The following is a 23,299-nucleotide window of genomic DNA, read 5'->3' as shown; positions in this document are numbered from 1 at the left end:
TACGATATTACGCGCCAAATTGCAATTGAATCTGATAGTTGCCGATTAATTGATCCTGCATCAGCAGCTGATAGCAGATCTCAACATGACCGGCGATGGCTGCCAGATTCAAATCGGCATCCAAGCGATTGGTAACGACACGCAGGGCAATTCGACCATATTCTGTTTGATAGTGCGTCAGATGCTCGCTGCCATTGGCAAAGCGAAAATGCGTCTTCTGCGCGCCGCTGCGAATCAGATGAATCTCATCCGGCGCTAACCGAAACTGAACCGGCGTGGCTTGACTGCCCTGATGCTCGACATAGCGTAAATAATGCTGGCCATTTTCCAACGTAACGAATTGGCCATCTTCTTCAAAATGATAATGATCGCTTTTGCCATCCTGAGTCATTTTTGTTTTTAAGCTGACCTTAACGGGTACAATGGATTTGATAGACATCGGCCCCCTTTGCTCGATTTTTTCAATTTGATTATACGCGGATTGTTTTTAATTTCTCAACCAATGCGGGCTAAATAATAATTTTGTATAATTAAACCAACTGCTTTTTCTAAGAAAGGATTCGTCATGACATTTAAAGATGAACAGCTGCCGCGCGAAAAAGTCTTTCGTGACCCGATCCACGGTACGATTATCGTTGACAATCAAATCATTCTTGATCTGATTGATACGCCGGAATTTCAAAGACTGCGTCGCATCAAGCAGCTCGGCACCTCTTCAATGACCTTTCATGGCGCCGAGCATTCCCGTTTTGGTCATTGCCTGGGCGTTTATGAGATCACGCGCCGCATCTGCAACCTTTTTCAGCGCAACTATCCGCAGCAGGCGCCCCAAGATGGATTATGGAACGATCAAGAGCGTCCCGTAGCCCTTTGCGCAGCACTGCTTCACGATCTGGGACATGGGCCTTACTCGCATACGTTTGAACATATCTTTCACACTGACCACGAGCAGATTACGCGGCGCATCATCACCAGTGAATCAACCAATATCAATCGCATTCTGCGCCGCGTCGGCAATGATTTTCCTCAAAAAGTCGCCAGCGTGATTGATCACACCTATCAAAATCCACAGGTGGTTCAGATGATATCAAGTCAAGTCGATGCTGATCGGATGGACTATCTGCAGCGCGATTCGTACTATACAGGCACCAATTACGGCAAGTTCGATCTCGATCGCGTTCTGCACATGATGCGGCCGGTCAAGGATGGCATTGCTTTTGAGATCAATGGCATGCACGCTGTTGAGGACTATATTCTCAGTCGGTTGCAGATGTATCTGCAGGTTTACTTTCATCCGGTTTCACGCTCTATGGAAGTCATCTTGGATCACTTGCTGATGCGGGCCAAGTGGCTTTATCAGCATCCAAGTCAATACCAGCCTGAGTTCATGCCGCGACTGCTGATGCCGTTTTTTAACGGTCATTATGACTTGAATGACTATTTAACGCTTGACGATGGCGTTTTGACTACTTATTTTATTCATTGGATGAATTCAAGCGATAGAATCTTAAGCGATCTGGCCCAGCGCTTTATCAACCGGCGGCCATTCAAATCCGCCGTCTATGATCAGCAGACCCGTTCCATGCTGCCCAAGCTGCGTGAATTGATTGCCACGGCCGGCTTTGACGTCGACTATTACACCGCCGTCGACTCCAGCTATAAGCTGCCTTATGATACGTACAACCCGCAAGACTCAAAGCCGCAAACGCAAATTGAGCTCATCTATCCAAATGGCGAGCTGATTGAGCTGTCACAGATCAGCACGCTGGTGGCAAGCGTCTCAGGCCGAGAAGCCGGCGACCAGCGCTTCTTCTTCCCGCGTGAGATGCTGACTCAGCAAAATGACATCGAGATTTTCGAACCAATCTATGAAGCCTTTCAGCACTGCATTAAAAACAATCAAGTCGTTGCCAATTAAAGATCCAGGAGGTATTTTTTATGTCTATTAAACTTGTCGCGATCGATATCGATGGTACGTTAATCAATGACCAGCGTCAGATCACCCCACAAACCGTTGCCGCAATCAATGAAGCCACTAAGCGCGATGTCCGGATCGTTTTATGTACCGGTCGTCCGATGACTGGCGTGAAAGCCTATGTCAACCAGCTGGGGCTCGCCGATTCCGCAAGCGAATACGTTATCTGCTATAACGGTGCTTTGGCCCAGGCGACTGACGGTACCGTTTTGGCTCACTACACGGTTGATTTTGACGACTACATTGATTTTGAATCCTACTGCCGCAAGCAGGACGTTTCATCAATTATCGAGACCAGCGACTATATCTACACGCCTAACCAAGACATCAACCCATACACGGTTTATGAATCCAATCTGGTATCCATGCCATTGCGCTACCGCAGCATGGATCAGCTGAACCACATGCGCGATTCGATTACGATTGGCAAGGCCATGATGACTGACGAAAAAGAAAAAATCGATGCCGCTTTAGCCAACATGCCTCAAGAACTCAGTGATCGTTTCCGAGTCGTTCGCAGTGAGGACTTCTACCTAGAGCTGATCAACAAGCAGACCAGCAAGGGCGTGGCCTTATCTGCCCTGACCGATAAGCTGAATCTGACCGCTGATAACGTTATGGCAATCGGCAACGCGCAAAACGATGAATCAATGATTGAATTTGCTGGAACCGGCGTGGCAATGGCCAACTCGATTCCGCATACGCTGCAGATGGCCGACGTCGTTACCGAAAATGACAATAATCATGATGGCGTCGCCGAAGCTATCGAAAAATACGTTTTAAACGCCTGATCAATTACCAATAAAAACAAACGACGCCGCTCAAAGCAATCGACTGCTTTGAGCGGCATCTTTTTTGTCTGTTTAAGATTTTTAACTGATTCGTTTTTAAGCCTGAGCCTTTTGATGATGTTCTTTAATCAGCCGCTGCTGAAGCTCAAACAGCTTTGGCGTCAGGTAGACCTGGTAGACATCAGGATTGATCAAGCGCTGCGTAGCCTTAGGGAGCTGTGCCAATTGACGTTTCATCGATGCCTGCAGTCTCATTACATCGGTCTCAATCGAGCTGGCATTAGCGCCGACTACTTCCAGCTGCAATGGCTTGGCAACAAAATCGGTCAGCTCGATCTCGTCGTCAGTTGCCAGCGGATCGGCATTAATAGCCAAGAGCTTTTCGGGCAGTTTTTCATCAGCCAGAGCAATCACATCGGCAAAGGCTTGGTCCGGCGCATCTTTTCGGTAAAGCCGGTAGACCATTTTGTCGCCTGGCAGCGTAACCTTCTCACGACTGTTGCTGAGCTTGATCTTTGGCTGCCATTGGCCATCAACCTTGAGCGCTGCCATTTTGTAGACCCCGCTCAAGACCGGCGAAGTCGAGCTGGTGATCAATTTTTCGCCAATACCAAAGTTGTCCAGCGGTGCACCTTCTTTTAGCAATGCTTGAATCACCGTTTCATCCAAAGCATTGGAAGCCGTAATCTTGGCATTTTCAAATCCAGCTTCATCCAGCATCTGCCGGGCCTTGGTTGCCAATTGGGTCAGGTCGCCAGAATCAATCCGAATGCCAATCGGCTCATGACCAGCAGCTCGTAATTCCTTAAAGACCTTGATTGCATTTGGTACCCCACTCTTCAAAACGTCATAGGTGTCAACCAGCAGCGAGGCACTGTCTGGATAAACCTGTGCCCAAGCGCGAAAAGCCGTCAGTTCATCAGGGTAGCTTTCAATCCAGCTGTGTGCCATCGTCCCAGCTGCCTGCAGTCCAAACTTCTTAGCTGCCAGACAGTTAGAGGTACTGGTACATCCGCCGATTACCGCCGCTCTTGCACCAAAGACTGAGGCATCTGGCCCCTGTGCCCGCCGCGCGCCAAATTCCATGACCGCACGACCTTCAGCAGCAGCACAGATCCGCCGCGACTTAGTGGCAATCAGCGACTGATGATTCAAGATGTTCAATACGAACGTCTCCAGCAGCTGACACTGCAGCAATGGCCCTTTGACCGTCAGCATTGGTTCGCGAGGAAATACCGGCGTCCCCTCAGGAATTGCTCGGACCGTGCAGGAAAACTTTAAATTAGCCAGATAGTCCAAAAAGCCAGCCGAAAATAGATTCAATGAACGCAGATAGCTGATGTCATCATCCGTAAAATGAAAATTCTGCAGCGCTTCAACGACTTGAGCCAATCCAGCCGCAATGACGAAGCTGCCATTATCGGGGACATTGCGGTAAAAGACGTCAAAAACCGCTTCTTGATCATGCGGCAGGGTCGCATAATAGCCATTCGCCATTGAAAATTCATACAGATCAGTCAATAATTCTTCAGACATTGCCATTTCTCTTCTCCTAAACTTCTTTCAATCTTCTATCCGAGCGTTCAAAACGTTCTTAAAATGCTTCATCGCCCAGACCTGGCCAGCTGGATCAAAGGTCGCAACGGCTTTTTCGTGAACCACGATTTGATAGTTCAGATCATATGCCGCGATCGCCGTGTGCAGAACGCAGATATCCGTGCAGACACCTGCCAGATGCACCGTGTCAACTTTTCTTTCCCTCAGCCGCAGATCAAGCGGTGTCCCGCAAAACGATGAGTAATGCGTCTTATCCAGCAAAACGACATGCTCATCATCTTGGTGTTTGCGATACCACTTGCCAAGCCGGCCGTACAGTTCGCGTCCCCAGGTTCCTTTGATGTTGTGTGGTGGATAAAGCCGGCTTTCAGGATGGTACGGGTCATTTGGCTGATGAACGTCAGTCGGCAGATAGACCCACTTGCCAGCCTTTATAAAATCATCTGCCAATTGCGTAATGTGCTCGTCTAAAGCCTGAGCAGCCTGGCCACAAGTCAGCGCGCCGTCATCAGCCACAAAATCATTGGTGTAGTCAATAATCAGCAATGCTTCATTTGCCATTTGTCTCACCTCTTTGAATAAAAGTATAAATTACTTTAATCTTTGTAAAAAAAAGTAAAGTTGACTTTAATTGTTGTCAACTTTACTCCTTTCCAACGGATTTGGCAAGCTCGCCAGCGAATATATCTTGGGTGGTCGACCGCTGCGCTTGCGAATCGTTGCTGTCCCAACCTCTTTAAAAAGATGGTGGTGCGTCTTGCGGAAATTTGAATTATCAATCTGATCTGCCGTCAGCTGCCAAAATGGCGCATAGACCTCGCGTGCCTCTTTAAGCGTAAACGTAGGTCCCAATACCTGCAGAACCGTTGGCTGATAGTCCAATTTGTTGCGAATGCGCTGAATGGCCGTAGTAACGATTTGATCATGGTCAAACGCCAGTGCCTGTGAGGTATTCGAAAGATCAAACCGATGCCTGCCATCACTCAATAAGTAATGATGGCCAAAATTCTCAAAGGCAAACCATTCAGCAGCAACGGCACCATATCCCGGCTTAAGCTTAGGCATTGCCGGCAAAAAAGTCATGTACGCCAACGCCAATGCCCGCTCACCGACTGATCGGTGCGGCGCGGTAAACGTTGCCAATTGTTCCGTTGCCGTTGATCGAACCTCAAGCCCGATTTTATCCTTGATCAAGCGCAATGCGGCATCATCGGCACTTTCCGTACTCCGCAGCAGCGTTTCCGGCAGCGCCCAGGCATCTTTAAACGGCGCTTCAGACCGCTTGATCAAAAGCAGCTGCATCTCATGCGTCTGCCGATTAAAGCTCCAGATGATATTGGTGATCGTAATCAACGGACGGGCAATGATTTCCTCACTCATGCCATTTCTCGCCTTCTTACTTAGACTGGTTAATTGATTTTGGTAACTGCGCCAGTAGCAGCGTTGTACTGATAGATACCAATCAAATGAGCAACGGTATTATCATCGTTGTTTTGGCGAACCTCAAAGGTATATACGTCGCCATCCTTGCCTTCTGGAATAATCCCATAGCTCGACTGGTTAAAGTTCATCTTAGCCGCAAAAGCGTTGATTACGTCCATGCCGGTCTGACTGGCTGCTGCCGAATTAACTGCCGAACTGGAACTTGAGCTGGCTGATGCCGTCGTACTTGAACTGCTGGAGTTGGCCTGACTGCTTTGAGCAGAGGAACTGGCAGAAGCTGCCTGTTGAGCCTGCTTAGCCTTGTTCTTCATACTGATGAATGCCGAACGCATCGGTTTAGAATTTGATGATACCGAACTGAGATCGTTGACGGCTTCATCATATTCCTGATCATTATAGGCATCTTGAGCCGCTAAGTATTTCTGCAGATCTTTAATCATGCTGCGCGTCTGCGAATCTGGATTCTTGACCGCCAGCAGCGTTTTTAAGGCTTCCTTGTACTGACCAGACATAATCTGATTATTGGCTTGATCGCGAGCCTTGGAAGCCGCCGTCGTCTTGGTGGTTGATTGCGACGACTCTGATGACGACTCGCTTGACTGCGTGCTGGTCGAGCTGCCACAGCCAACCAGGCTAATCCCGGCTGCAACCGTGACCATACCCAGCATCAGTCGTTTCAGCAAAGTTTTAAATTTCATTTTTTTGCTCCTTTTTCGTCTTGCCTCAACTATTATACCATGGACCGCCTTTTAGTCCCAAAATCAAAAAAAGCCGCTTAGACAGCGACTCTTTTGATTAAATTTAGTCTTCGTTAGCCTGTTCAAAACGGTTGTTAAACAATGGACTAACGGGACGATTTTCATTGATCCGCTTGATTGCCGCGCCAATCAGCGGTGCCACGGAAACCTGCACGATCTTGTCAATCTGCTTTTCATCAGGCAGCTGAATCGAATCCGTAACCACGACCTGTTTTAACGGTGAATTATCCAAGCGTTCAATTGCCGGGCCCGACAAAACGGCATGCGTAGCTGAGGCATAGACTTCTTCTGCACCGGCATCCATCAAGGCTTGCGCACCTTTGGAAATCGTACCGGCAGTATCAATCATGTCATCAATCATGATACATTTCTTGCCCTTGACGTCCCCAATGATATTCATAATCTTGGCAACGTTTGGCCGTGGCCGCCGCTTATCAATGATAGCAATCGGCGCCTTGAGAAACTCTGCCAGGGCCCGTGCTCGCGTAACCCCACCATGGTCTGGCGAAACGACAACGGCATTGGCAGCCACGCCTTCATTGATAAAGTAGTCAGCCAAAAGCGGTGCCCCCATCAAATGATCGACTGGAATGTCAAAGAAGCCTTGAATCTGAGCAGCGTGCAGATCAAGAGCAACAATCCGCGTTACGCCGGAATTCTGCAGCATATTGGCAACCAGCTTGGCCGTGATTGGTTCTCGACTCCGCGCTTTCCGGTCTTGCCGAGCATAGCCGTAGTAAGGCAAGACCACGTTGATCGTATTGGCACTTGCCCGACGCAAGGCATCGATCATGATCATCAGTTCCATCAGGTTATCGTTTACAGGAGCTGAAGTGGATTGAATAACATAAACATTATCGCCACGGACGCTTTCTTCGATATTGATTTGAATTTCGCCATCACTAAAGCGGTCAACCGAAAGCTTACCCAATTCCACGCCTACCTCATCGGCAATTTTTTGGGCCAGTGGGCGGTTGGAATTTAAGGCAAAGATTTTTAATTTAGGGTCAGCATAACGTTCTTTCATGGGGTCCTCCGAAATCTGCATACTTTTTCTATCACTCTAATCATATTGATTTAAAGTCCAAAAAGCAACTGTTACCAGGGAAGCTTCTTAGCATAATCCGGTTTATTGACCTGCCGTGACCGAGCAATTGCCATATCAAAACGCTCCGTGCTGTCCGTAATCGTAGACCCAGCCGCAACAAACGAGTCTTCGGCAATATTGACAGGGGCCACGATATTAGAGTTGCTGCCGATGAAGGCATGATCGCCAACGTTGGTGTGATGCTTCTTGGAGCCATCATAGTTGACAAAGACCACGCCACAGCCGATGTTGATGTTCTTACCCAGGGTAGCATCGCCAACATAGCTCAAATGACCAATCTTGGTGTTTTCACCAATATAGGCTTTCTTGATCTCACAGAAGTTGCCGATATGAACGCCCTTGCCGATCTCAGCCTGAGGACGCAGATGACTGTTGGGACCAACGTCTGATCCGGTGTGCATTTCAGCTTCTTCCAGCGTTGAGGCATAGACCTTGACGTCATCATGCAGAACTGAATCCTTGATAACCGAGTGAGCGCCGATAAAGCAGTCGCTGCCAATCGTGGTATTGCCCTTGATCACAACGTTGCCTTCAATTACCGTATCGCGGCCCACTTTAACATCGGCATCGATATAAGTGGTTTCTGGATCAACCATGGTGACACCGTCTTTCATTAATTGAGTGTTGATCCGCTTACGCATGATCTTGTTGGCCCGTGCCAAGGCAACGCGATCATTGACCCCCATTGATTCGTCAAAGTCAGCCATTCGATAAGCCGTGACGATTTCGCCATGATTCTTTAAAATACCGATGACATCCGTCAAGTAGTACTCGCCTTGGGCATTGTCATTATTGATCAGCTTAAGGGCCTGGAACAGCTTTTGATTGTCAAAGCAGTAGACACCGGTATTGATTTCATGAATTTCCTGTTCTTCATGCGTGGCATCTTTTTGTTCAACGATCCGCTCAACGATACCCACGTCATTGCGAACGATGCGGCCATAGCCAGTCGGATCAGGCGCCACTGAAGTCAGAATGGTAACTGCTGCATGACGCTGCTCATGGTATTCAAACATCTTGTTGAAGGTTGCGGCAGTAAATAAAGGCGTATCCCCACTGACGATCAGCGTCTCGCCTTCTTGATCACCCAGCAGCGATTCAGTCTGCATAACCGCATGACCAGTCCCCAGCTGCTGTTTTTGCAAAGCATATTTGGTCCGATTGCCCAGCGTCTGCTCAACGGTTTCGGCACCATAGCCAACTACCGTCACGATGTTGTCGATCTTAGTTTCTTCCAGCTGACCTAAGACATGTTCAACCATCGTTTTGCCACACACTTGGTGCAACACTTTATAAAGCTTGGACTTCATCCGCGTACCTTTGCCGGCCGCGAGAATAATTGCATTGCGTTGCGTCATTTTTATTTATTTCTCCTTTTTATTGCCAAATACGGCTTCCATATAGCTGCCTGGCTGAGCAGTGATTTTTTTATTGGTCGTATCGTCAACGGCCTGAACCTTGATCAATGAAGTGCAGCCGTCAACCAAGCGCTGGCCACTGAATTGACCTTCTGCAAAGACCGTCATGCCGACCAGATGAGCACCGAATTCTTCAATCAGCGACTTCATCCCATTCAGCGTACCGCCACCCTTCATAAAGTCATCCACGACGATTACGTTGGCACCTTCTTTAAGCGTCCGCCGTGAAAGCTCCATTTTTTTGATCCGCTGTGACGAACCCGAGACGTAGTTGACGCTGACCGTTGAGCCTTCCGTAATGTGAGAGCTGTTGCGCACGATTACGAATGGCTTGTTCAGATACATCGCTACGCTTTGAGCAATCGGAATTCCTTTCGTCTCGACCGTCATTACCACGTCAACGTCATCGTCAACATATTGAGTCGCAATCAAACGACCGACTTCGCGAAGCACGTCTGGCCGTCCCAAAAGATCCGATAGATAGACATAGCCACCTGGTAAGAGCCGACTGTCATCGTCAACCGCCTTGACCAGATCATCAATGACCTGCGCAGCATTTTCTTCAGAGTAGAGCAGCGTCAAGCGGGCCCCGCCACTGGCACCAGGCAGGGTTTCCAGGCGACCGACGCCCCAAGTGTGCAGCGTCCGCCGAATGATGCTTAGATCCTCACTGATTGATGACTTGGCCGAGCCGTAACGTTCGCCAAAAAACTTCAATGAAACCAGCGTCCGTGGATGTTCCATCAAATAGCGCGTCATATCAACCAAGCGATTACTGCGTCTGACTTTCATGTGATTTCCCTCTTTTACTTGAGCTAATAATTATTGATACCTTCAAATCATAACATAATAGTTCGTCTTTTACCGCAATTTTATTCATAATCTTAAGAGCTATTTCGGCAAACAATCATGATGACAGCGCCACCTAAAAGGATTAACCGATTTAATCAAGCAAAAAAGAGAAATTCCGGACTTAGATTGCCAGCGGATGACTGATGCGACTGAAAATAAAAAACACCGCCCAAAGTTTGAGCCGTGTTTTATTTTAACACTTTCTGCTAATCATTGACCAAATGCTGAAAAATCAAGGCAGTCACATAGATCACGACTTCAATCACCGCAATAAAGAAACTCACCGGCCAGTTGGTCAAATATCCCAGATACAATCCCAGCCAGGTTCCCAGCATGGCAAATAGGATTGCCAAAACGATCATCTTGGCCACGCCATGCGTAAAATACTTGGCACTGGCAGCCGGCAGCGTCAGCAGAATAAAGATCAGCAGCGAACCAACGATCTGAGCCGCCACACTGACGCTTAATGCCAGCAAAAGCAAAAAGACGACCGAGATCAGCGTGCTGTTGATGCCATTAACACGCGCGCCGACTGCATCAAACGAATCAAACTTCAGCTGGCGGTAGCCAATCATCACGATCACCATCACCAAAAGCGACAGGCCCACCAGCTGCCAGACCTCTTGCCTGCTGATTCCAACTACGCTGCCAAACAGGATGCTGGTGGCTGAGCTGGCCGTTTGACTGGAAAGCGACAGAAACAAGATCCCTAAGCCGATAAAAAGAGCTGAGACCGCGCTGATAACAGCTTCACGGCGAGATTCCTTAATGCTCATCTGCCCCACTAAGACCGAACTCAGCATGGTGAACAAAAGCATCCCGTTTAATGCCGGCCACCCTGCAAAAACCGCAAATGAAGCCCCAGCAAACCCGATTTCTGACAGTGTGTGCGTCAAAAAAGACATGCTGCGTGCCATCACGAAAACGCCAATCGTACCGCTGACGATGGCAATAAACGTGCCAGCCATAAACGCATTGCGCATAAAGCTCAACTCAAACATTTTTAACCCCCTGTCGGAATTCTTCAATTGATCCGGTCTGATAGCTGCCCGGCATCATCTTTAGATAGCGCGTGCCGTAACTGCGGGCCAGATCCCAGTCATGCGTAATAAAGATGACGCTGAGTCCCTGCTTTTGCAGCTTGGCTACCAGGTCCAAAAGCTCATATTTCATTTCATTGTCGAGACTGGCTGTTGACTCATCCAAGATCAAAAGCCGCGGATTGCCCAACAGTGCCTGTGCCAGGTAGGCGCGCTGCTTTTCACCACCCGAAGCCTGCCCCAGCAAACGATCCTGGATGCGTGTCAGATCCGTCAGTTCTAAAATATGGTGCAGCTGCTGGCGCTCTTTTTGATTCAGCCATGGGCGCAGGCTCTTGCCGGCATTTAAAGCGACAAAGTCTTTAATCGATAAGGGATATTCTTCATCCAGATTGCGAAACTGTGGAACATAGCCGATCTTCAGCTTGTCAGGCATCTCAATCACGCCTTTTTTGGGTTTGAGCTGTCCCAAAAGCGATCTTACCAGCGTGGTCTTGCCGACGCCGTTATCACCAATCACGACCAGAAAATCGCCAGGCGCCAAAGAAAAGCTTAAGTCGTCAACGATATTCTTATCACCATAGGCTAAGGTCAGGTTTTTAACTGTAATAAGAGAAATGATCATTCACCTCGCTGTAGGATTCGATAGAGCTGCCGATACTGCTCCAGCATCCATTGCCGATAAGTTTTGCCATTAGGCTGGGATTCGGTAACGTTAAGGACCGGAACGTGATTTTCTTTAGCCAGTGCGACCAGATTGTCGATCGTCTTGCTCTGCGACTGCTTGTTATTAACAAAGAATGCGATCCGGTGCTCTTGAATATCCTGCTGCAGCTGCTGAATATCCTTTGGCGATGGATCGTTGCCATCTTCAATTGCTTTTTCAAAATGACGGTCATTGATCTGATAGCCTAGATTCGCTAAGGCATAATCAAAAACCGGCTCGCTGACGTCAACTTTTTGTTTTTGAGCGAGCTGACGGCATTTTTCAATCTGCTGATCAATTACTGTCAATGAACTGACATATTTTTTGGCATTGCGATAATAGTATTGTTTATGCTCAGGATCAAGCTTGGCATATTTTTTTGCCAAATAGTACGCCAGTTTTTTCATCGTCTGCGGGCGGTACCAGACATGCTCGTTGGCACCATTCTTTTGGCCGGCGATCTGTCTGCCGACGTTAACGACCGTTTGTGATCCATTTTGATTAGCCTTAACCAGATCATTCATCCACTGATCATAGCCCAGACCATTTAAAATCACAACATTCGCTTTGGCAACCTGCTCGGCTTGAACGGTCGCTGGCTGATACTCATGCGGGTCAACTGCCGCATTATCGATTACGGAAACAGTTTGGCCATATTTTCCCGCGACGGCCTGAGCAGCTTCGCCATAAAAATTCAGACTGGCAACGACTTTAATCGGCCGCTGTGATTTTTGCTGCGGATGCCAGTCGGTAGCTGCCAGGCCAAAAATCACCGCCAATGCCAAGCTCAAGCCAGCCACGATTTTCCAAAAGCGTCGATCCATCTTTTCACCTCACAAAAATAAATAGTAATAATTACGATTTAATAACAGTGACTATCTTACCTAATTTTGTACGTCAGCGCAATCCTTTATATAAAAAAATCGTGTTGGAAAAATCCCAACACGATTTAAATTCGTCTTTAAGCTTTTAAATAGTCTTGATTCATTCAATGACGACCATCCGTCAGAAATTGCTAGCTAATGGTAATCGTACCATTGCATACCAATACGATGGCAACAACGCTCAATACCAGAATCAGGCCCATCGTCCACAGTTCAGCCTTGGAGAATTTGTGGTTGTATTCCTTGCAGCCAGCGTAGTAGACACAGAAGCCTGGAATAAAGCTGATCGTAACCAGCAGAACTTCTTGCCAACCAGCCAGGAACATGCAGGCAAACATGAACAATGCAGAAAGCAGACCGACCGTGTATTGACCCCATTCCTTACGTTCGGAACTCAACTTCATCTGGTAGAGGCCAACGAACAGGTAGGAGAACAAAATTGCGGCAGCACAGAGCGAGTAGGCAAATTCATAAGCCTTTTCCGTAAACAGCAGCGAGAACAGGAAGATCGTCTGCAAAACGGCCGTGATCATCAAGGAAGTCGTTGGCGCGTTCTTGGAGTTAACCTTGCCCCATGCTTTTGGCATTGCCTTGTCATCGGCAACCAGCATCGTCGTTTCAGCTGGCAGCATCGTCCAAGACAGCCAGGAAACGATCGTTGAGATGATCAGACCAACGTTGATCAATACCGCGCCCCAGTGGCCAACCGTCATTTCCAGAACGTGGCCCAAAGCAGGCTGACCCATGCCAGCCAGTTGAGCCCGCGTCAGCGCACCGTATGGCAGGATTGAAATCAGAACGTAGATGATTACCAGCAGAATGAAACTGATAACCGAAGCTTGTTCGGCTTCAGAACGCGACTTAGCACGGTGAGCCATGACTGATGCCCCTTCGATCCCGATAAATACCCAGATCAGAGTCATCAGCGTACCCTTCATTTGAGCCCAGACCGAACCCGTCGTCGTGCCTTTAGTGGCGTTGCTTGCGACCTTGCCCCAGAAGTCAGCCGTAAACATGCCGCCCTTGAAGCAGACAAACATGATGATGATGAAGATGATCAGCGGTACAATCTTGCAGATCGTCCCAATCATGTTGACAAAGGTGGCACTTTCAACACCATTGTTAACCAGAATCGTTAACAGCCAGCAGAAAATAATTGCAACAATAATTGATGGAACGTTTTGACCGCCTTTAAAAGTTGGAATGAAAGTCCCAATTGAACTCATCAGCATCGTAGCAAAGGCAATGTTGCCCAGCCAGGCTGACAGCCAGTAGGACCAGCCAGAAATAAATTCACCCAGCGGACCGAAACCTTCCCCAGCATAGGCAAAGATCCCACCTTGCAGGTCAGGCCGCTTGTTGGACAGGTTGTTTAAAGAAAGCACCAGCATCAGGAAACCAAAGGCAACGAACAGCCAAGCCAAAAGGGCTGGACCTGGAGCAGCTGCAGCCGCAACGTCACTGGTAATCCCGAAAATACCGGTACCGATACATGAACTAACGATCAGGGCAATCAGTTCGCCCTTACCGATACCTTTCTTTTGAGTATCCATAAATATCCCCTCGTTTCTATTCGTAGATCGACTAGAACACTCATCATTAAACTAATCAAACCTAAAGCCGCTTAAATGACTTAAAAATACTTCGACTCCTACTCAATCGCCCACCTCTGAACCCTTACACACCTTAAAAAAATAAATGATTGAGAATTGTCTAATATTATTTTAATTCTTAATCGAAAAAAGCGAAAGTCGTACCGTTGCGAATTCATATCGCGATGATCCAACTTTCGCTTTTAATCTGCACCAAATCTCATTGATCGGCGCCTGTTTTAATGCGGTCAAGCCGCATGCCTGCTTTTAGAGGTCTTCACGAACGATTGGGCAGGACATGCAACGTGGACCACCACGACCCCGAGACAATTCGCTTGAACGAACCTCGTGAACCAAAATGCCGTGCTTGCGCAGCAGATCGTTGGATACGTAGTTACGGTTGTAGGTAACAACTTCACCAGGTGCGATAGCCAGCGTGTTAGAGCCGTCATTCCATTGTTCACGGGCAGCGATGATTGGGTCACCGTTACCAGTTGGGATCAAGTCAATGTCGTCCTTGTTCAGGGCCTTCTTAAGCACTTCCTTGATGTCCGTGTGGTGTTCCATCGTGATTTCGCCGTCTTTGCCTGGGTGCAGTACCCAGTTGTCAACATGACCGTTTTCGTCCAAGATTGCTGGGTGAACAGTAAACTTGTCGTAGTCGATCATCGTAAAGACAGTGTCAAGGTGCATCATTGCGTGGTTGTGTGGAATCTTGATGGCAATGACCGTGTCGTAGTTTGACTTCTTGAACAGGTTCTTGGCGATGTCTTCGATTGCATCGGCAGTCGTCCGTTGGGAAATACCGATCGCAAATACGTGGTCGCTTAATACCAGTTCGTCCCCACCTTCAATGTGCGTTTCGTGGTTGCGGTCGCGCCATACGTTGACTTGACCTGCAAACCGTGGGTGGTGCTTGATGATGTATTCAGTGATTAAGGATTCACGCTGACGAGCTGGGAACGTCATCCGGTTGATGGAAAGACCATCACCGATTGAAGCCTGTGGGTCACGCGTAAAGTATGCGTTTGGCATTGGGTCCATTACGAATGGCCATTCAGTGTCTTCAGCAGCTTGTTGCAGCGTCATGTGTGGGAGATCGATTTCTTCGCGACGAACCCCTTCGAAGATCTTGTTAACCATGTCTTGCGTATTCATGGCCAGCAGGTATTCCTTCAAAACGTCGTGGATTAAGCCAGCTGCGTAGCCGGATTCAGCAACCATGCGGTCAACGAATTCTTCCTTAACGTCTTGGTCAGCCAGTGCCTCAGCAGCCAGCTTTTCGAAATAGAGAACTTCAATGCCTTGGTCGCGCAGCGTTTGAGCAAAGTAATCGTGTTCTTCTTGCGCGATTGGCAAATATGGAATGTCATCGAACAGCAGACGGTACATCGAATCTGGCGTAATGTTTTCAATTTCACGACCAGGCCGGTGCAGCATAACCGTCTTCAGCTTGCCAATTTCCGAAGTTACATGAATTGGACTTGGCATAATACAGTCACTCCTTTGTTTTCTTACTTGACTACGTTCTTAATATAACCCGTCGAGTAAGCGTTGTCAATCCTTTAAAATCAACGGTTTGGCGGCCATTTAATATAAAATGAATACGCTTTCTTAAATATACTCAAGCAATCAATTTATGAATATATTTTAGTAGAATAATGCATAGAATGAGAATATCATTTTTTTAAATAATTTTGAAAATGACTGTTTTTAAACAGACTAATAGTTGTAAAGTTCGCTAGTGTTCATTACTTATAATTGCAAAATGAATAAAAGAGCGTCAAACCACGTTGCAACGTGTCTGACGCTTTTGGACTATAAAAGCATGGCTAAATATACTTCCCGACAGAAACCGCATAAGCTGTTATGCAGCCGGCGTGCTCTTGACTCATTATGGCAAAGCGCAAAAACGGTTGGACCCGTACCGCTCATCTGAACCACGTCCGCTCCCAGCTTTTCCATGCGCTGCTTGAGCTGACGAATCTCAGGATATTCATTCATCGTGACCGGCTCCAAAACGTTGCCCATATAAGCAAACGATTCTTGCCAGCGACCGTTTTGAATACAGTCGACCAGTGAATCAACATTCAGATGCTGCAGCTTTTCATAATTGATCTGCCGCAGAATCGTTGGTGTCGAAACGCTGATCTTAGGCTTGGCCACGACCGCCCAGTAATGCGGAAACGGTCTTAACACCTCGACCTGTTCGCCATGTCCCGTTACATGGGCGGTCTGACTGTAGACGCAGTAGGGCACGTCAGAATCAATCGAAAGCGACAGCTGAGCAAGCTCTCTTAAAGAAAGTCCCAGATTCCAGCCTTGATTAAGTGCTCGTAAGACAGCCGCTGCGTCTGATGAGCCACCGCCTAAACCAGCTGCCACTGGGATTCGTTTTTGAATGTTGATCGTCACGCCCTCATCAATGTGAAAACGATTTTTAAGAATATGGGCAGCCTGGTAGGCAAGATTACGCTGGTCATTAGGCAAAAAGCTGCTGTCGGTATAAACCTTGATACGATGCTGATGCTGATGCGTCTCAATTGTAACGTAATCCGCGAGATCAATGGAGTTCATCACCATATTCCAGCGCGGCAGACCATCAATATAGCGCATTGGGGTATCCAAAGCCAGATTGATTTTAGCGGGAGCTTTTTCAGTTATGATCAAGGTCATACCCCCCTTTTTTGACAAGTAATTTTAATTATTATACAAATGTGGCTGACCGAGTTGCAACTATTGCTCAAAGACTAAAGCCAGCCTTAAGGATTCCCTGCTGCTAAACAAAAAAGCACCGCGTTAAACACGATGCTTTTACTGAGCTATTCAGTTTCTTCGAATGTCAAAGAAATATTATTGGTCAAGAGATCGGCATAACTGTAAGAAACCCGATCAAAAGAACCTTCACGCTTGTTAAGCTTAACGATAAAGATTGCTGGATACGTCTCGCTTAAAATGCCTTGACGCTGGGTAACCTTTTTACGACCAGCCTGCGCCGTGACCAGTACTTTTTGGCCTACCTGTGCATCAAGCTTTTCCTTGATGCCTGCAATTGTCGTTGGCATGTATTCTCACCTCACAAAGAAACATTATACGGCAAGAATCTTTAAAAAGTCAAATTTTATCACAAGACTACCCAAAAATCAATTTATTTTTTAAAGCAGTTTTTGGACGTGAAGTTGATTAGCTAAAGCAATAAACTGCTCCAAGGTTAATTTTTCTGGCCGAATCTGTGGTGAAATGCTTAACTCCGCCAGCACGTCCTGAATAGCAGCCTGTTTAGCAGCATCCTTACCAGCCAAGGGCTTGAGGTTGTTCCACAGGCTCTTGCGACGATGAGCAAAACAGCTCTTTACAAAGCCAAAGAACCGGCGCTCATCAAACGGCTTAACGATCAACGGCTCCGTACGCGGCGTTAAAACCACGATGGCCGAATCTACGTTAGGCGCTGGCACAAAGGCGTGACGTGAAACGCCAAATGCAATTCGGGCCTGCATGCGATACTCAATCGCCAGCGTCAGCGAGCCGTATTCCTTGGTTCCTGGCTGAGCCGTTAAGCGCTGCGCAACCTCTTTTTGCATCATAACGCAGATCGCCGACCAGGCAACCGGGCTTTCCAACAGGCCCATCAAGATTGGACTGGTAATGTAGTAAGGCAGATTGGCAACCACTTTAATCGGCCGACTCGGATCAGCGAACTGTTCTTGAATCAGTGCCGGCAGATCCGCTTTCAGCACGTCTTGGTTAAGCACTTTAACGTTGTCATACGGAGAAAGCACCTCACCCAAAACCGGCAGCAGATCCGTATCGATTTCCAAAGCCACTACCTGGCCAGCAGCCTGTGCCAGCTGCTCGGTCAAGGCACCAAGTCCAGGACCGATTTCGATCACATTGTCTTCTTTGGTGATGGCAGCTGCTTTAACGATATTTTTTAAAACGTTGAGATCCGTTAAAAAATTCTGGCCATAGCCTTTTTTGGCGTGAATGCCATATTCTTTCATAATGGCTCGGGTCCGATTCAGACTGCCGATTTCCGGATTACTGCTCATCGCTTTTTTCCTCCTGGTTGATTCTTTCAATGGCTTTTTCAAACTGTTCTTGGCTGATGCGGAACATATTGAGCCGTTTCTGCAGCTGCTTGGCATTTCCATAGCCGATTCCCAGCAGCTGTCCCAGCCGTTCCCGCCGAGCACGGGCATTTCTGCCGCCCGTCAGATCGGCCTGGCGCATCATGGCAGTCGTGATCGTCATTTCTGGCGCGGTTTCCTGTGTATAGACATGTGCCAGAGCTTCCTTGATGACCGCTGGATCGGCATGCTCAACGCCTAGGCTGCCATGCGCTTCATTCGGCACGCCCTGATCGCGTCTGATAAAGGCATGCTTGACGCCTGGAACGGCTTGACTGATGATCTTGCGCAGCCGCTCGCCATTAAAATCAGGATCCGTAAAAACGATCAAGCCACGTGCTGCTTGTAGTTTTGCTAGCTGGCTAAGGTCTTTTGACGACAACGCCGACCCGTTTGTCTCAAACGTGTCGGCGTTGACGGCCTTAGCAATTTGTTTGGTATCATCCTTGCCCTCGACAACGATGACTTCTTTAATCTTTTCCATAAGGCCTTTCATTAGTGATTCAAAAATAATCGACTGGCATTCTCATAAGTTGCCCTGGCAACGTCTTCTAGTGATTCTTCACGCAGCTCGGCAATTTTTTCAACCGTAAAACGCGTAAAGCCCGGTTCATTTCGCTGACCGCGATACGGCACTGGCGTCAGGTAGGGAGCATCGGTCTCAACCAGCAGATGATCGAGCGGCGTTGCCAGCATGGCTGCTTGAACGTCCTTGGCACTGTTGAACGTCACGACGCCGCTGTAGGAGATTGCCATCCCCAGATCCAAAAAACGCTGCACCCATTCAACATCGCCGTTAAAACTGTGCATGACCCCGCCAAACTCCTCTACGTGCGCGTTTTTGAGAATTTGATAGGTATCAGCCAGAGCGTCACGGCAATGGATCGAGACCGGCAGCCTTAAGTCTCTGGCAATCGCCAGCTGACGCTCAAAGACCCGCTTCTGCTCATCATGCGGTGAGTGCTCATCGTTAAAGTAGTCCAGACCGATTTCGCCGATTCCCACAACGACAGAATCCGTCAGCTGTTTTAAGAGCAGTTCTTCGGCGGCATTATTAAAGCGGGCAATATCTTCTGGATGCCAGCCAATCACGGCATGCAGTCCTTTATAATGGCGTGCCAGCTCAATGGCCCGCTGATTAAGCAGTTCATTGGAGCCGATCATGTTCATTTCAACAACTCCAAAATGCTGAGCTCGTGCCAGATAGGCCGGTACATCATCATAAAAGGCATCGTCATTCAGATGCGTATGCGAATCATAGATCTTTAATTCAGGTTTTAACCCAGCCATTAGCAGACCGTCGTCCCTGGCTGCATGTTTTCCGGTACCGTTACGACTTGAACGTTGCCGGCAGCATCCTCATCAGAAAGGATCATGCCTTGACTCAATTCACCGCGCATCTTACGAGGCTTCAGGTTGGCAACGATCAAGACCTTCTTGCCGACCAGGACGCTTGGATCTGGATACCATTGCGCGATTCCAGACAAGATCTGGCGACCCTCAGCCGTGCCATCGTCCAGTTGGAACTTAAGCAGCTTGTCGGCGCCTTCGACATGATCAGCAGCCTTGATTTGAGCAACCCGCAGATCCACCTTGTCAAAAACATCGATTCGAATATCTTTTTTCATTTCTGGCAGCTGAGCTTGCGCCTTGGCCTTTTCGGCAGCCTCAGCCATTGCCTTGCGACCCTTGGCCTTTTGGTTGGCGCTCATCTGACTCTTAATGAAGGCCACTTCTTCTTCGACATCGCGACGTGGGAAGATTGGCGTCCCCTTGGCCACGACCTTAGCTTCAGCAGGGAAGTCGTTAAATGACAGATCAGTCAAGGCGATATCTTCTTTTGGCAGGCCAAGCTGATCCAAAATTTCTTTTGGCGCGTGCGTCATAATCGGCTGCAGCATTGCGGCTACCATGCGCAGACTCTTGGCCAGGTGCGTCATGACGTCAGAAAGCTCGTCTTTTTTGGCTTCATCTTTAGCCAGCAGCCATGGCGTGGTCTCATCAATGTATTTGTTGGCCCGCGCAATCAGCTTCCAGATAGCGCTCAATGCATCAGCAAAGTGCGTCTTGTCCATCAAGTCCTTGTATTCGTCAAAGGCTTGAGCTGCCGTGGCTTCCAGGTCCTGATCGTAATCAGTGGCAGCTGCATTTTCGCCCTTCAAGACGCCATCTTGGTATTTGTTGATCATGGCAACGGTCCGGTTAAGCAGGTTCCCCAGATCATTTGCCAGATCAAAATTGACCTTGTCGACAAAATCTTCCGGACTGAACACGCCATCGTTGCCAAATGGCATTGCCTTGAGCAGATAATAGCGCGTAGCATCCAGGCCATAACGATCAACCAGTGTTTCAGGATAGATCACGTTGCCCTTAGATTTGCTCATCTTGCCATCTTTCATCGTCAGCCAGCCGTGACCGATGACGTGCTTTGGCAGCGGCAGCCCCAGCGCGTGCAGCATGATTGGCCAGTAGATGGTGTGGAACCGCACGATTTCTTTACCAACCATGTGCACATCGGCTGGCCAGTATTTCTTAAACAGGCTGTCGTCATCGCTGCCATAGCCAAGTGCCGTAATATAGTTGGACAGGGCATCGATCCAGACGTATACGACGTGCTTAGGATCGCCAGGCACCTTAACGCCCCAGTTAAATGAGGTCCGCGTAACGGCCAGATCTTCCAGACCAGGTTCCAGGAAGTTCTTGAGCATTTCGTTCATCCGCGTATGAGGCTCGATAAAGTCAGGGTGTTCCTTGTAGTAGTCCATCAGCCAGTCGGCGTACTTGCTCATCTTAAAGAAATAAGACTCTTCTTTAACCAGTTCCACCTCATGACCAGATGGCGCCTTGCCACCGATTACGTTACCGTTTTCGTCACGGTAAACCTCAGCCAGCTGGCTTTCCGTAAAGTACTCCTCATCATCGACGGAATACCAGCCAACGTATTCGCCCTTGTAGATGTCGCCTTGATCAACGAACTTTTGAAAAATCTTTTGCACGGCTTTTTCATGATAGTCGTCCGTGGTCCGGATAAACTTATCATTGGAGATTTCCAATTTTTTCCACAGTTTTTTAATACCGGCTGCCATCTCATCAACGTAGGCTTGTGGCTCCATCCCCAGCTTCTCAGCCTTTTCTTCAATCTTGAGACCGTGTTCGTCAGTCCCCGTCAAAAAGAAAACGTCATAGCCATCCAGACGCTTGAAGCGAGCTTCGGCGTCACAGGCAATCTCAGTATAGGAATTACCGATGTGCAGCTTGCCAGATGGATAATAGATTGGTGTCGTAATGTAGTAGGTTGGTTTTTGTTCAGCCATGTTGGCCCTTCTTTCTAATACGGATTTAATAATCTTTAGTTTAACATAAAATGAGCGGTTTTTTCTTGATTTTAAAACAGATTCAGCTGTTCGGGATCATGCGGTGCCAATCCCTTAAACTCAAGATGCAAGATTTTCTGCAGTTCCAAAGCGTTGGGCGCTGCGTCTTTGCCTGAGTTGTTGTTGAAGATGACGCAGACTTCTTTAGGCGCCGGCGCAAGGTTTTGAATCAAAGTCGCCAACCCCTGCAGTTCACTGGTTGAATAACGATACAGCGTCCGTTTCTTTCGCCACTCTTTGTCTGGATGATCCCAGCCCTCGCGATTGCGGCCATGCAGTCTGATCATTACCAGCTTGGGATTGGTCGTAATCAGATAAAACGGCACGCTGGTCAAGGTATCGTGCGGCTCATCAGCAGCAACCAGCGTAAGCTGCAGATCGCGGCAAAATTCGGTCAGTGGCTGGAGAATCGCTGGCTGGTACCAGCTGGCATTGCGAAACTCAACGGCGATTGGCAGATTTCCCATTAGTAGACGAATCCGCCGCAGATAGTCGATATGATCGAGCTGTGCATCAAAAAACGGTGGAAACTGAAACAGGACGCATTTCAGCTGACCAGCGGCAATCAATGGCATGATGGCAGCGCAATATTTTTGAAATACTTCCTCTAATGACGAGTCCTGCTCGGTCAGGTTCTCATGCTGAGTCATCAGCCGGTGTGCCTTAACGATAAACTGAAAGTCGCGCGGCACCTCGGTCAGCCATTTCTGGACAGTCGCCGATTTAGGCAAAGCATAGAAAAACGTATCGATCTCAACGGTCGGAAAATGCTGAGCATATTCATTAAGCGTTGTTGTCTGCCGTTGACCATCAATCAGCGCGGGATGCTCTGACCAGGTCGTCAAACCAAGCGTAATCTGGGTCACAAAACCATTCCTTTCGCCTTGGAACTATGCATCGAGATTAAGAAAGGCTCAGCTTGCAGCAGCAGGCTGGGCCTTCAGTAGCTTTTAAGCGCGCAGTTCGGCAAAAAAGCTGGTGGCATCGGCTTGAATCATCTCAAATGGAAATGGGAAGTCAAGCTTTTCTTGATTGACTGCCATCACTTTGACCTGCGGATTGCGATACTCCAATAGTCCGGCAAATGGATAGACGCGCATGCTGGTACCGACGATTACGACCAGATCGGCTTTTTGCATCGCATGAACGGAGTCGAGAATATCATCCTGCTTGATGCCTTCATCGTATAAGACGATGTCAGGACGGAGCGGCCCTTGATCAGTCTGGTGCAGCCGACTGTCTAGATACTCACTGACTGGTACCGTCTGCCCGCATTTTTCACAATAGACATGGTAAAGATTGCCGTGAAAATCAATTAAATGTCGCGGCTTGGCACCTTGTTTTTGAAATTCCACTTCATAAAGATTGTCGATGTTTTGGGTAATAATCGTTGCGCGATCTTGAAGTGCCAAGGCGACCTGCTTTTGATGGATCGGATTGGGCAGTGCATCGGGAAAATACAGATTTTGCTTGCAGAATTCATAAAAGCCATCCGGATCAGTTTCAAAATAGCGGTGGCTCAAATAATATTCGGCATTGTGATTCTGCGTATATAAGCCATTGGCACTGCGAAAATCCGGAATTCCCGAAGCCGTTGAAACGCCGGCGCCGGTCAAAAAGACAATCTGCTTTGCCTGATCGAACAATTCTTGATCTTTAGCATCCATCAAACCA

23 protein-coding genes are annotated in these 23,299 nt (G+C 48.1%); 2 read left to right on the top strand and 21 right to left on the bottom strand.

Annotation, left to right across the window (positions count from 1 at the left end; all coding sequences use genetic code 11):
* Window positions 1–7: 7 nt before the first annotated feature.
* A complete protein-coding gene (locus ABC765_RS00955) occupies window positions 8–439 on the bottom strand; it encodes a DUF1934 domain-containing protein (protein ID WP_347952640.1) in 432 nt (143 codons plus the stop codon).
* Between the two features lie 126 nt (window positions 440–565).
* Here ABC765_RS00955 and ABC765_RS00950 point away from each other — a divergent pair, with 126 nt between their 5' ends.
* Together ABC765_RS00950 and yidA are read left to right on the top strand one after the other, a co-directional pair.
* Window positions 566–1,918: an HD domain-containing protein gene (locus tag ABC765_RS00950; RefSeq protein ID WP_347980526.1), complete on the top strand. Its 1,353-nt coding sequence runs from the start codon at window positions 566–568 to the stop codon at window positions 1,916–1,918.
* A 20-nt stretch (window positions 1,919–1,938) separates the two neighbouring features.
* Complete coding sequence (gene yidA, locus ABC765_RS00945; protein ID WP_347952638.1) at window positions 1,939–2,766, top strand: sugar-phosphatase; 828 nt, start codon at window positions 1,939–1,941, stop codon at window positions 2,764–2,766.
* Between the two features lie 96 nt (window positions 2,767–2,862).
* On the opposite strand, the gene ABC765_RS00940 is transcribed toward yidA, so the two are convergent.
* The 20 genes from ABC765_RS00940 to ABC765_RS00845 form a co-directional block, all read right to left on the bottom strand.
* Window positions 2,863–4,308: a nicotinate phosphoribosyltransferase gene (locus ABC765_RS00940; protein ID WP_347980525.1), complete on the bottom strand. Its 1,446-nt coding sequence runs from the start codon at window positions 4,306–4,308 to the stop codon at window positions 2,863–2,865.
* Window positions 4,309–4,329: 21 nt separating this feature from the next.
* Window positions 4,330–4,884, bottom strand: a complete 555-nt coding sequence (locus ABC765_RS00935) for an isochorismatase family cysteine hydrolase (RefSeq protein ID WP_347980524.1) — start codon at window positions 4,882–4,884, stop codon at window positions 4,330–4,332.
* Between the two features lie 66 nt (window positions 4,885–4,950).
* Window positions 4,951–5,703 carry an NUDIX domain-containing protein gene (locus tag ABC765_RS00930; protein WP_033935242.1) on the bottom strand — a complete coding sequence of 251 codons (753 nt, stop codon included), beginning with the start codon at window positions 5,701–5,703 and terminating at the stop codon, window positions 4,951–4,953.
* A gap of 29 nt (window positions 5,704–5,732) precedes the next feature.
* Window positions 5,733–6,464: a hypothetical protein gene (locus ABC765_RS00925; protein WP_347952635.1), complete on the bottom strand. Its 732-nt coding sequence runs from the start codon at window positions 6,462–6,464 to the stop codon at window positions 5,733–5,735.
* A 103-nt stretch (window positions 6,465–6,567) separates the two neighbouring features.
* Window positions 6,568–7,551 (bottom strand): ribose-phosphate diphosphokinase, encoded by a 984-nt coding sequence (locus tag ABC765_RS00920; protein ID WP_006499391.1) that lies wholly within the window; start codon window positions 7,549–7,551, stop codon window positions 6,568–6,570.
* A 71-nt stretch (window positions 7,552–7,622) separates the two neighbouring features.
* Window positions 7,623–8,990, bottom strand: coding sequence for a bifunctional UDP-N-acetylglucosamine diphosphorylase/glucosamine-1-phosphate N-acetyltransferase GlmU (gene glmU, locus ABC765_RS00915; protein ID WP_347980523.1), 1,368 nt, complete (start codon window positions 8,988–8,990; stop codon window positions 7,623–7,625).
* Between the two features lie 6 nt (window positions 8,991–8,996).
* The gene (gene purR, locus ABC765_RS00910) at window positions 8,997–9,842 is read right to left on the bottom strand and encodes a pur operon repressor (RefSeq protein ID WP_033935239.1); all 846 of its coding nucleotides are present in this window, start codon (window positions 9,840–9,842) and stop codon (window positions 8,997–8,999) included.
* Window positions 9,843–10,108: 266 nt separating this feature from the next.
* Complete coding sequence (locus ABC765_RS00905) at window positions 10,109–10,903, bottom strand: metal ABC transporter permease (protein WP_347980522.1); 795 nt, start codon at window positions 10,901–10,903, stop codon at window positions 10,109–10,111.
* Window positions 10,896–11,567, bottom strand: coding sequence for a metal ABC transporter ATP-binding protein (locus ABC765_RS00900; protein WP_376752309.1), 672 nt, complete (start codon window positions 11,565–11,567; stop codon window positions 10,896–10,898). The genes ABC765_RS00905 and ABC765_RS00900 overlap by 8 nt, the downstream gene beginning before the upstream one ends.
* Window positions 11,564–12,472 carry a metal ABC transporter solute-binding protein, Zn/Mn family gene (locus ABC765_RS00895; RefSeq protein WP_347980521.1) on the bottom strand — a complete coding sequence of 303 codons (909 nt, stop codon included), beginning with the start codon at window positions 12,470–12,472 and terminating at the stop codon, window positions 11,564–11,566. The genes ABC765_RS00900 and ABC765_RS00895 overlap by 4 nt, the downstream gene beginning before the upstream one ends.
* A 191-nt stretch (window positions 12,473–12,663) precedes the next feature.
* A complete protein-coding gene (locus ABC765_RS00890; RefSeq protein WP_347980520.1) occupies window positions 12,664–14,085 on the bottom strand; it encodes a basic amino acid/polyamine antiporter in 1,422 nt (473 codons plus the stop codon).
* 306 nt (window positions 14,086–14,391) lie between these two features.
* On the bottom strand, window positions 14,392–15,615 hold the full coding sequence (arcA, locus tag ABC765_RS00885) for an arginine deiminase (RefSeq protein WP_006499384.1): 1,224 nt from the start codon (window positions 15,613–15,615) through the stop codon (window positions 14,392–14,394).
* 327 nt (window positions 15,616–15,942) lie between these two features.
* Window positions 15,943–16,794 carry a 4-(cytidine 5'-diphospho)-2-C-methyl-D-erythritol kinase gene (gene ispE / locus ABC765_RS00880; protein ID WP_347953964.1) on the bottom strand — a complete coding sequence of 284 codons (852 nt, stop codon included), beginning with the start codon at window positions 16,792–16,794 and terminating at the stop codon, window positions 15,943–15,945.
* Window positions 16,795–16,946: 152 nt separating this feature from the next.
* Window positions 16,947–17,189, bottom strand: a complete 243-nt coding sequence (locus ABC765_RS00875) for a Veg family protein (protein ID WP_347980519.1) — start codon at window positions 17,187–17,189, stop codon at window positions 16,947–16,949.
* A 90-nt stretch (window positions 17,190–17,279) separates the two neighbouring features.
* Window positions 17,280–18,173, bottom strand: a complete 894-nt coding sequence (gene rsmA / locus ABC765_RS00870; RefSeq protein ID WP_347980518.1) for a 16S rRNA (adenine(1518)-N(6)/adenine(1519)-N(6))-dimethyltransferase RsmA — start codon at window positions 18,171–18,173, stop codon at window positions 17,280–17,282.
* Window positions 18,163–18,735: a ribonuclease M5 gene (gene rnmV / locus ABC765_RS00865; RefSeq protein WP_347980517.1), complete on the bottom strand. Its 573-nt coding sequence runs from the start codon at window positions 18,733–18,735 to the stop codon at window positions 18,163–18,165. Before rnmV ends, rsmA begins: the two co-directional genes overlap by 11 nt.
* An 11-nt stretch (window positions 18,736–18,746) precedes the next feature.
* Window positions 18,747–19,541: a TatD family hydrolase gene (locus tag ABC765_RS00860; protein WP_347980516.1), complete on the bottom strand. Its 795-nt coding sequence runs from the start codon at window positions 19,539–19,541 to the stop codon at window positions 18,747–18,749.
* Window positions 19,541–21,565: a methionine--tRNA ligase gene (metG, locus tag ABC765_RS00855; protein ID WP_347980515.1), complete on the bottom strand. Its 2,025-nt coding sequence runs from the start codon at window positions 21,563–21,565 to the stop codon at window positions 19,541–19,543. The genes ABC765_RS00860 and metG overlap by 1 nt, the downstream gene beginning before the upstream one ends.
* A 71-nt stretch (window positions 21,566–21,636) precedes the next feature.
* Window positions 21,637–22,491, bottom strand: a complete 855-nt coding sequence (locus tag ABC765_RS00850) for a DUF72 domain-containing protein (RefSeq protein WP_347980514.1) — start codon at window positions 22,489–22,491, stop codon at window positions 21,637–21,639.
* Window positions 22,492–22,575: 84 nt separating this feature from the next.
* Window positions 22,576–23,292, bottom strand: a complete 717-nt coding sequence (locus ABC765_RS00845; RefSeq protein ID WP_347980513.1) for an NAD-dependent protein deacylase — start codon at window positions 23,290–23,292, stop codon at window positions 22,576–22,578.
* Between the last annotated feature and the right edge of the window lie 7 nt (window positions 23,293–23,299).

The organism is Limosilactobacillus sp. WILCCON 0051 (genome assembly GCF_039955095.1).
Taxonomy (GTDB): domain Bacteria; phylum Bacillota; class Bacilli; order Lactobacillales; family Lactobacillaceae; genus Limosilactobacillus; species Limosilactobacillus allomucosae.
Note: the sequence above shows the minus strand (reverse complement) of the source record. Positions and strands in the feature narration are given on the sequence as shown.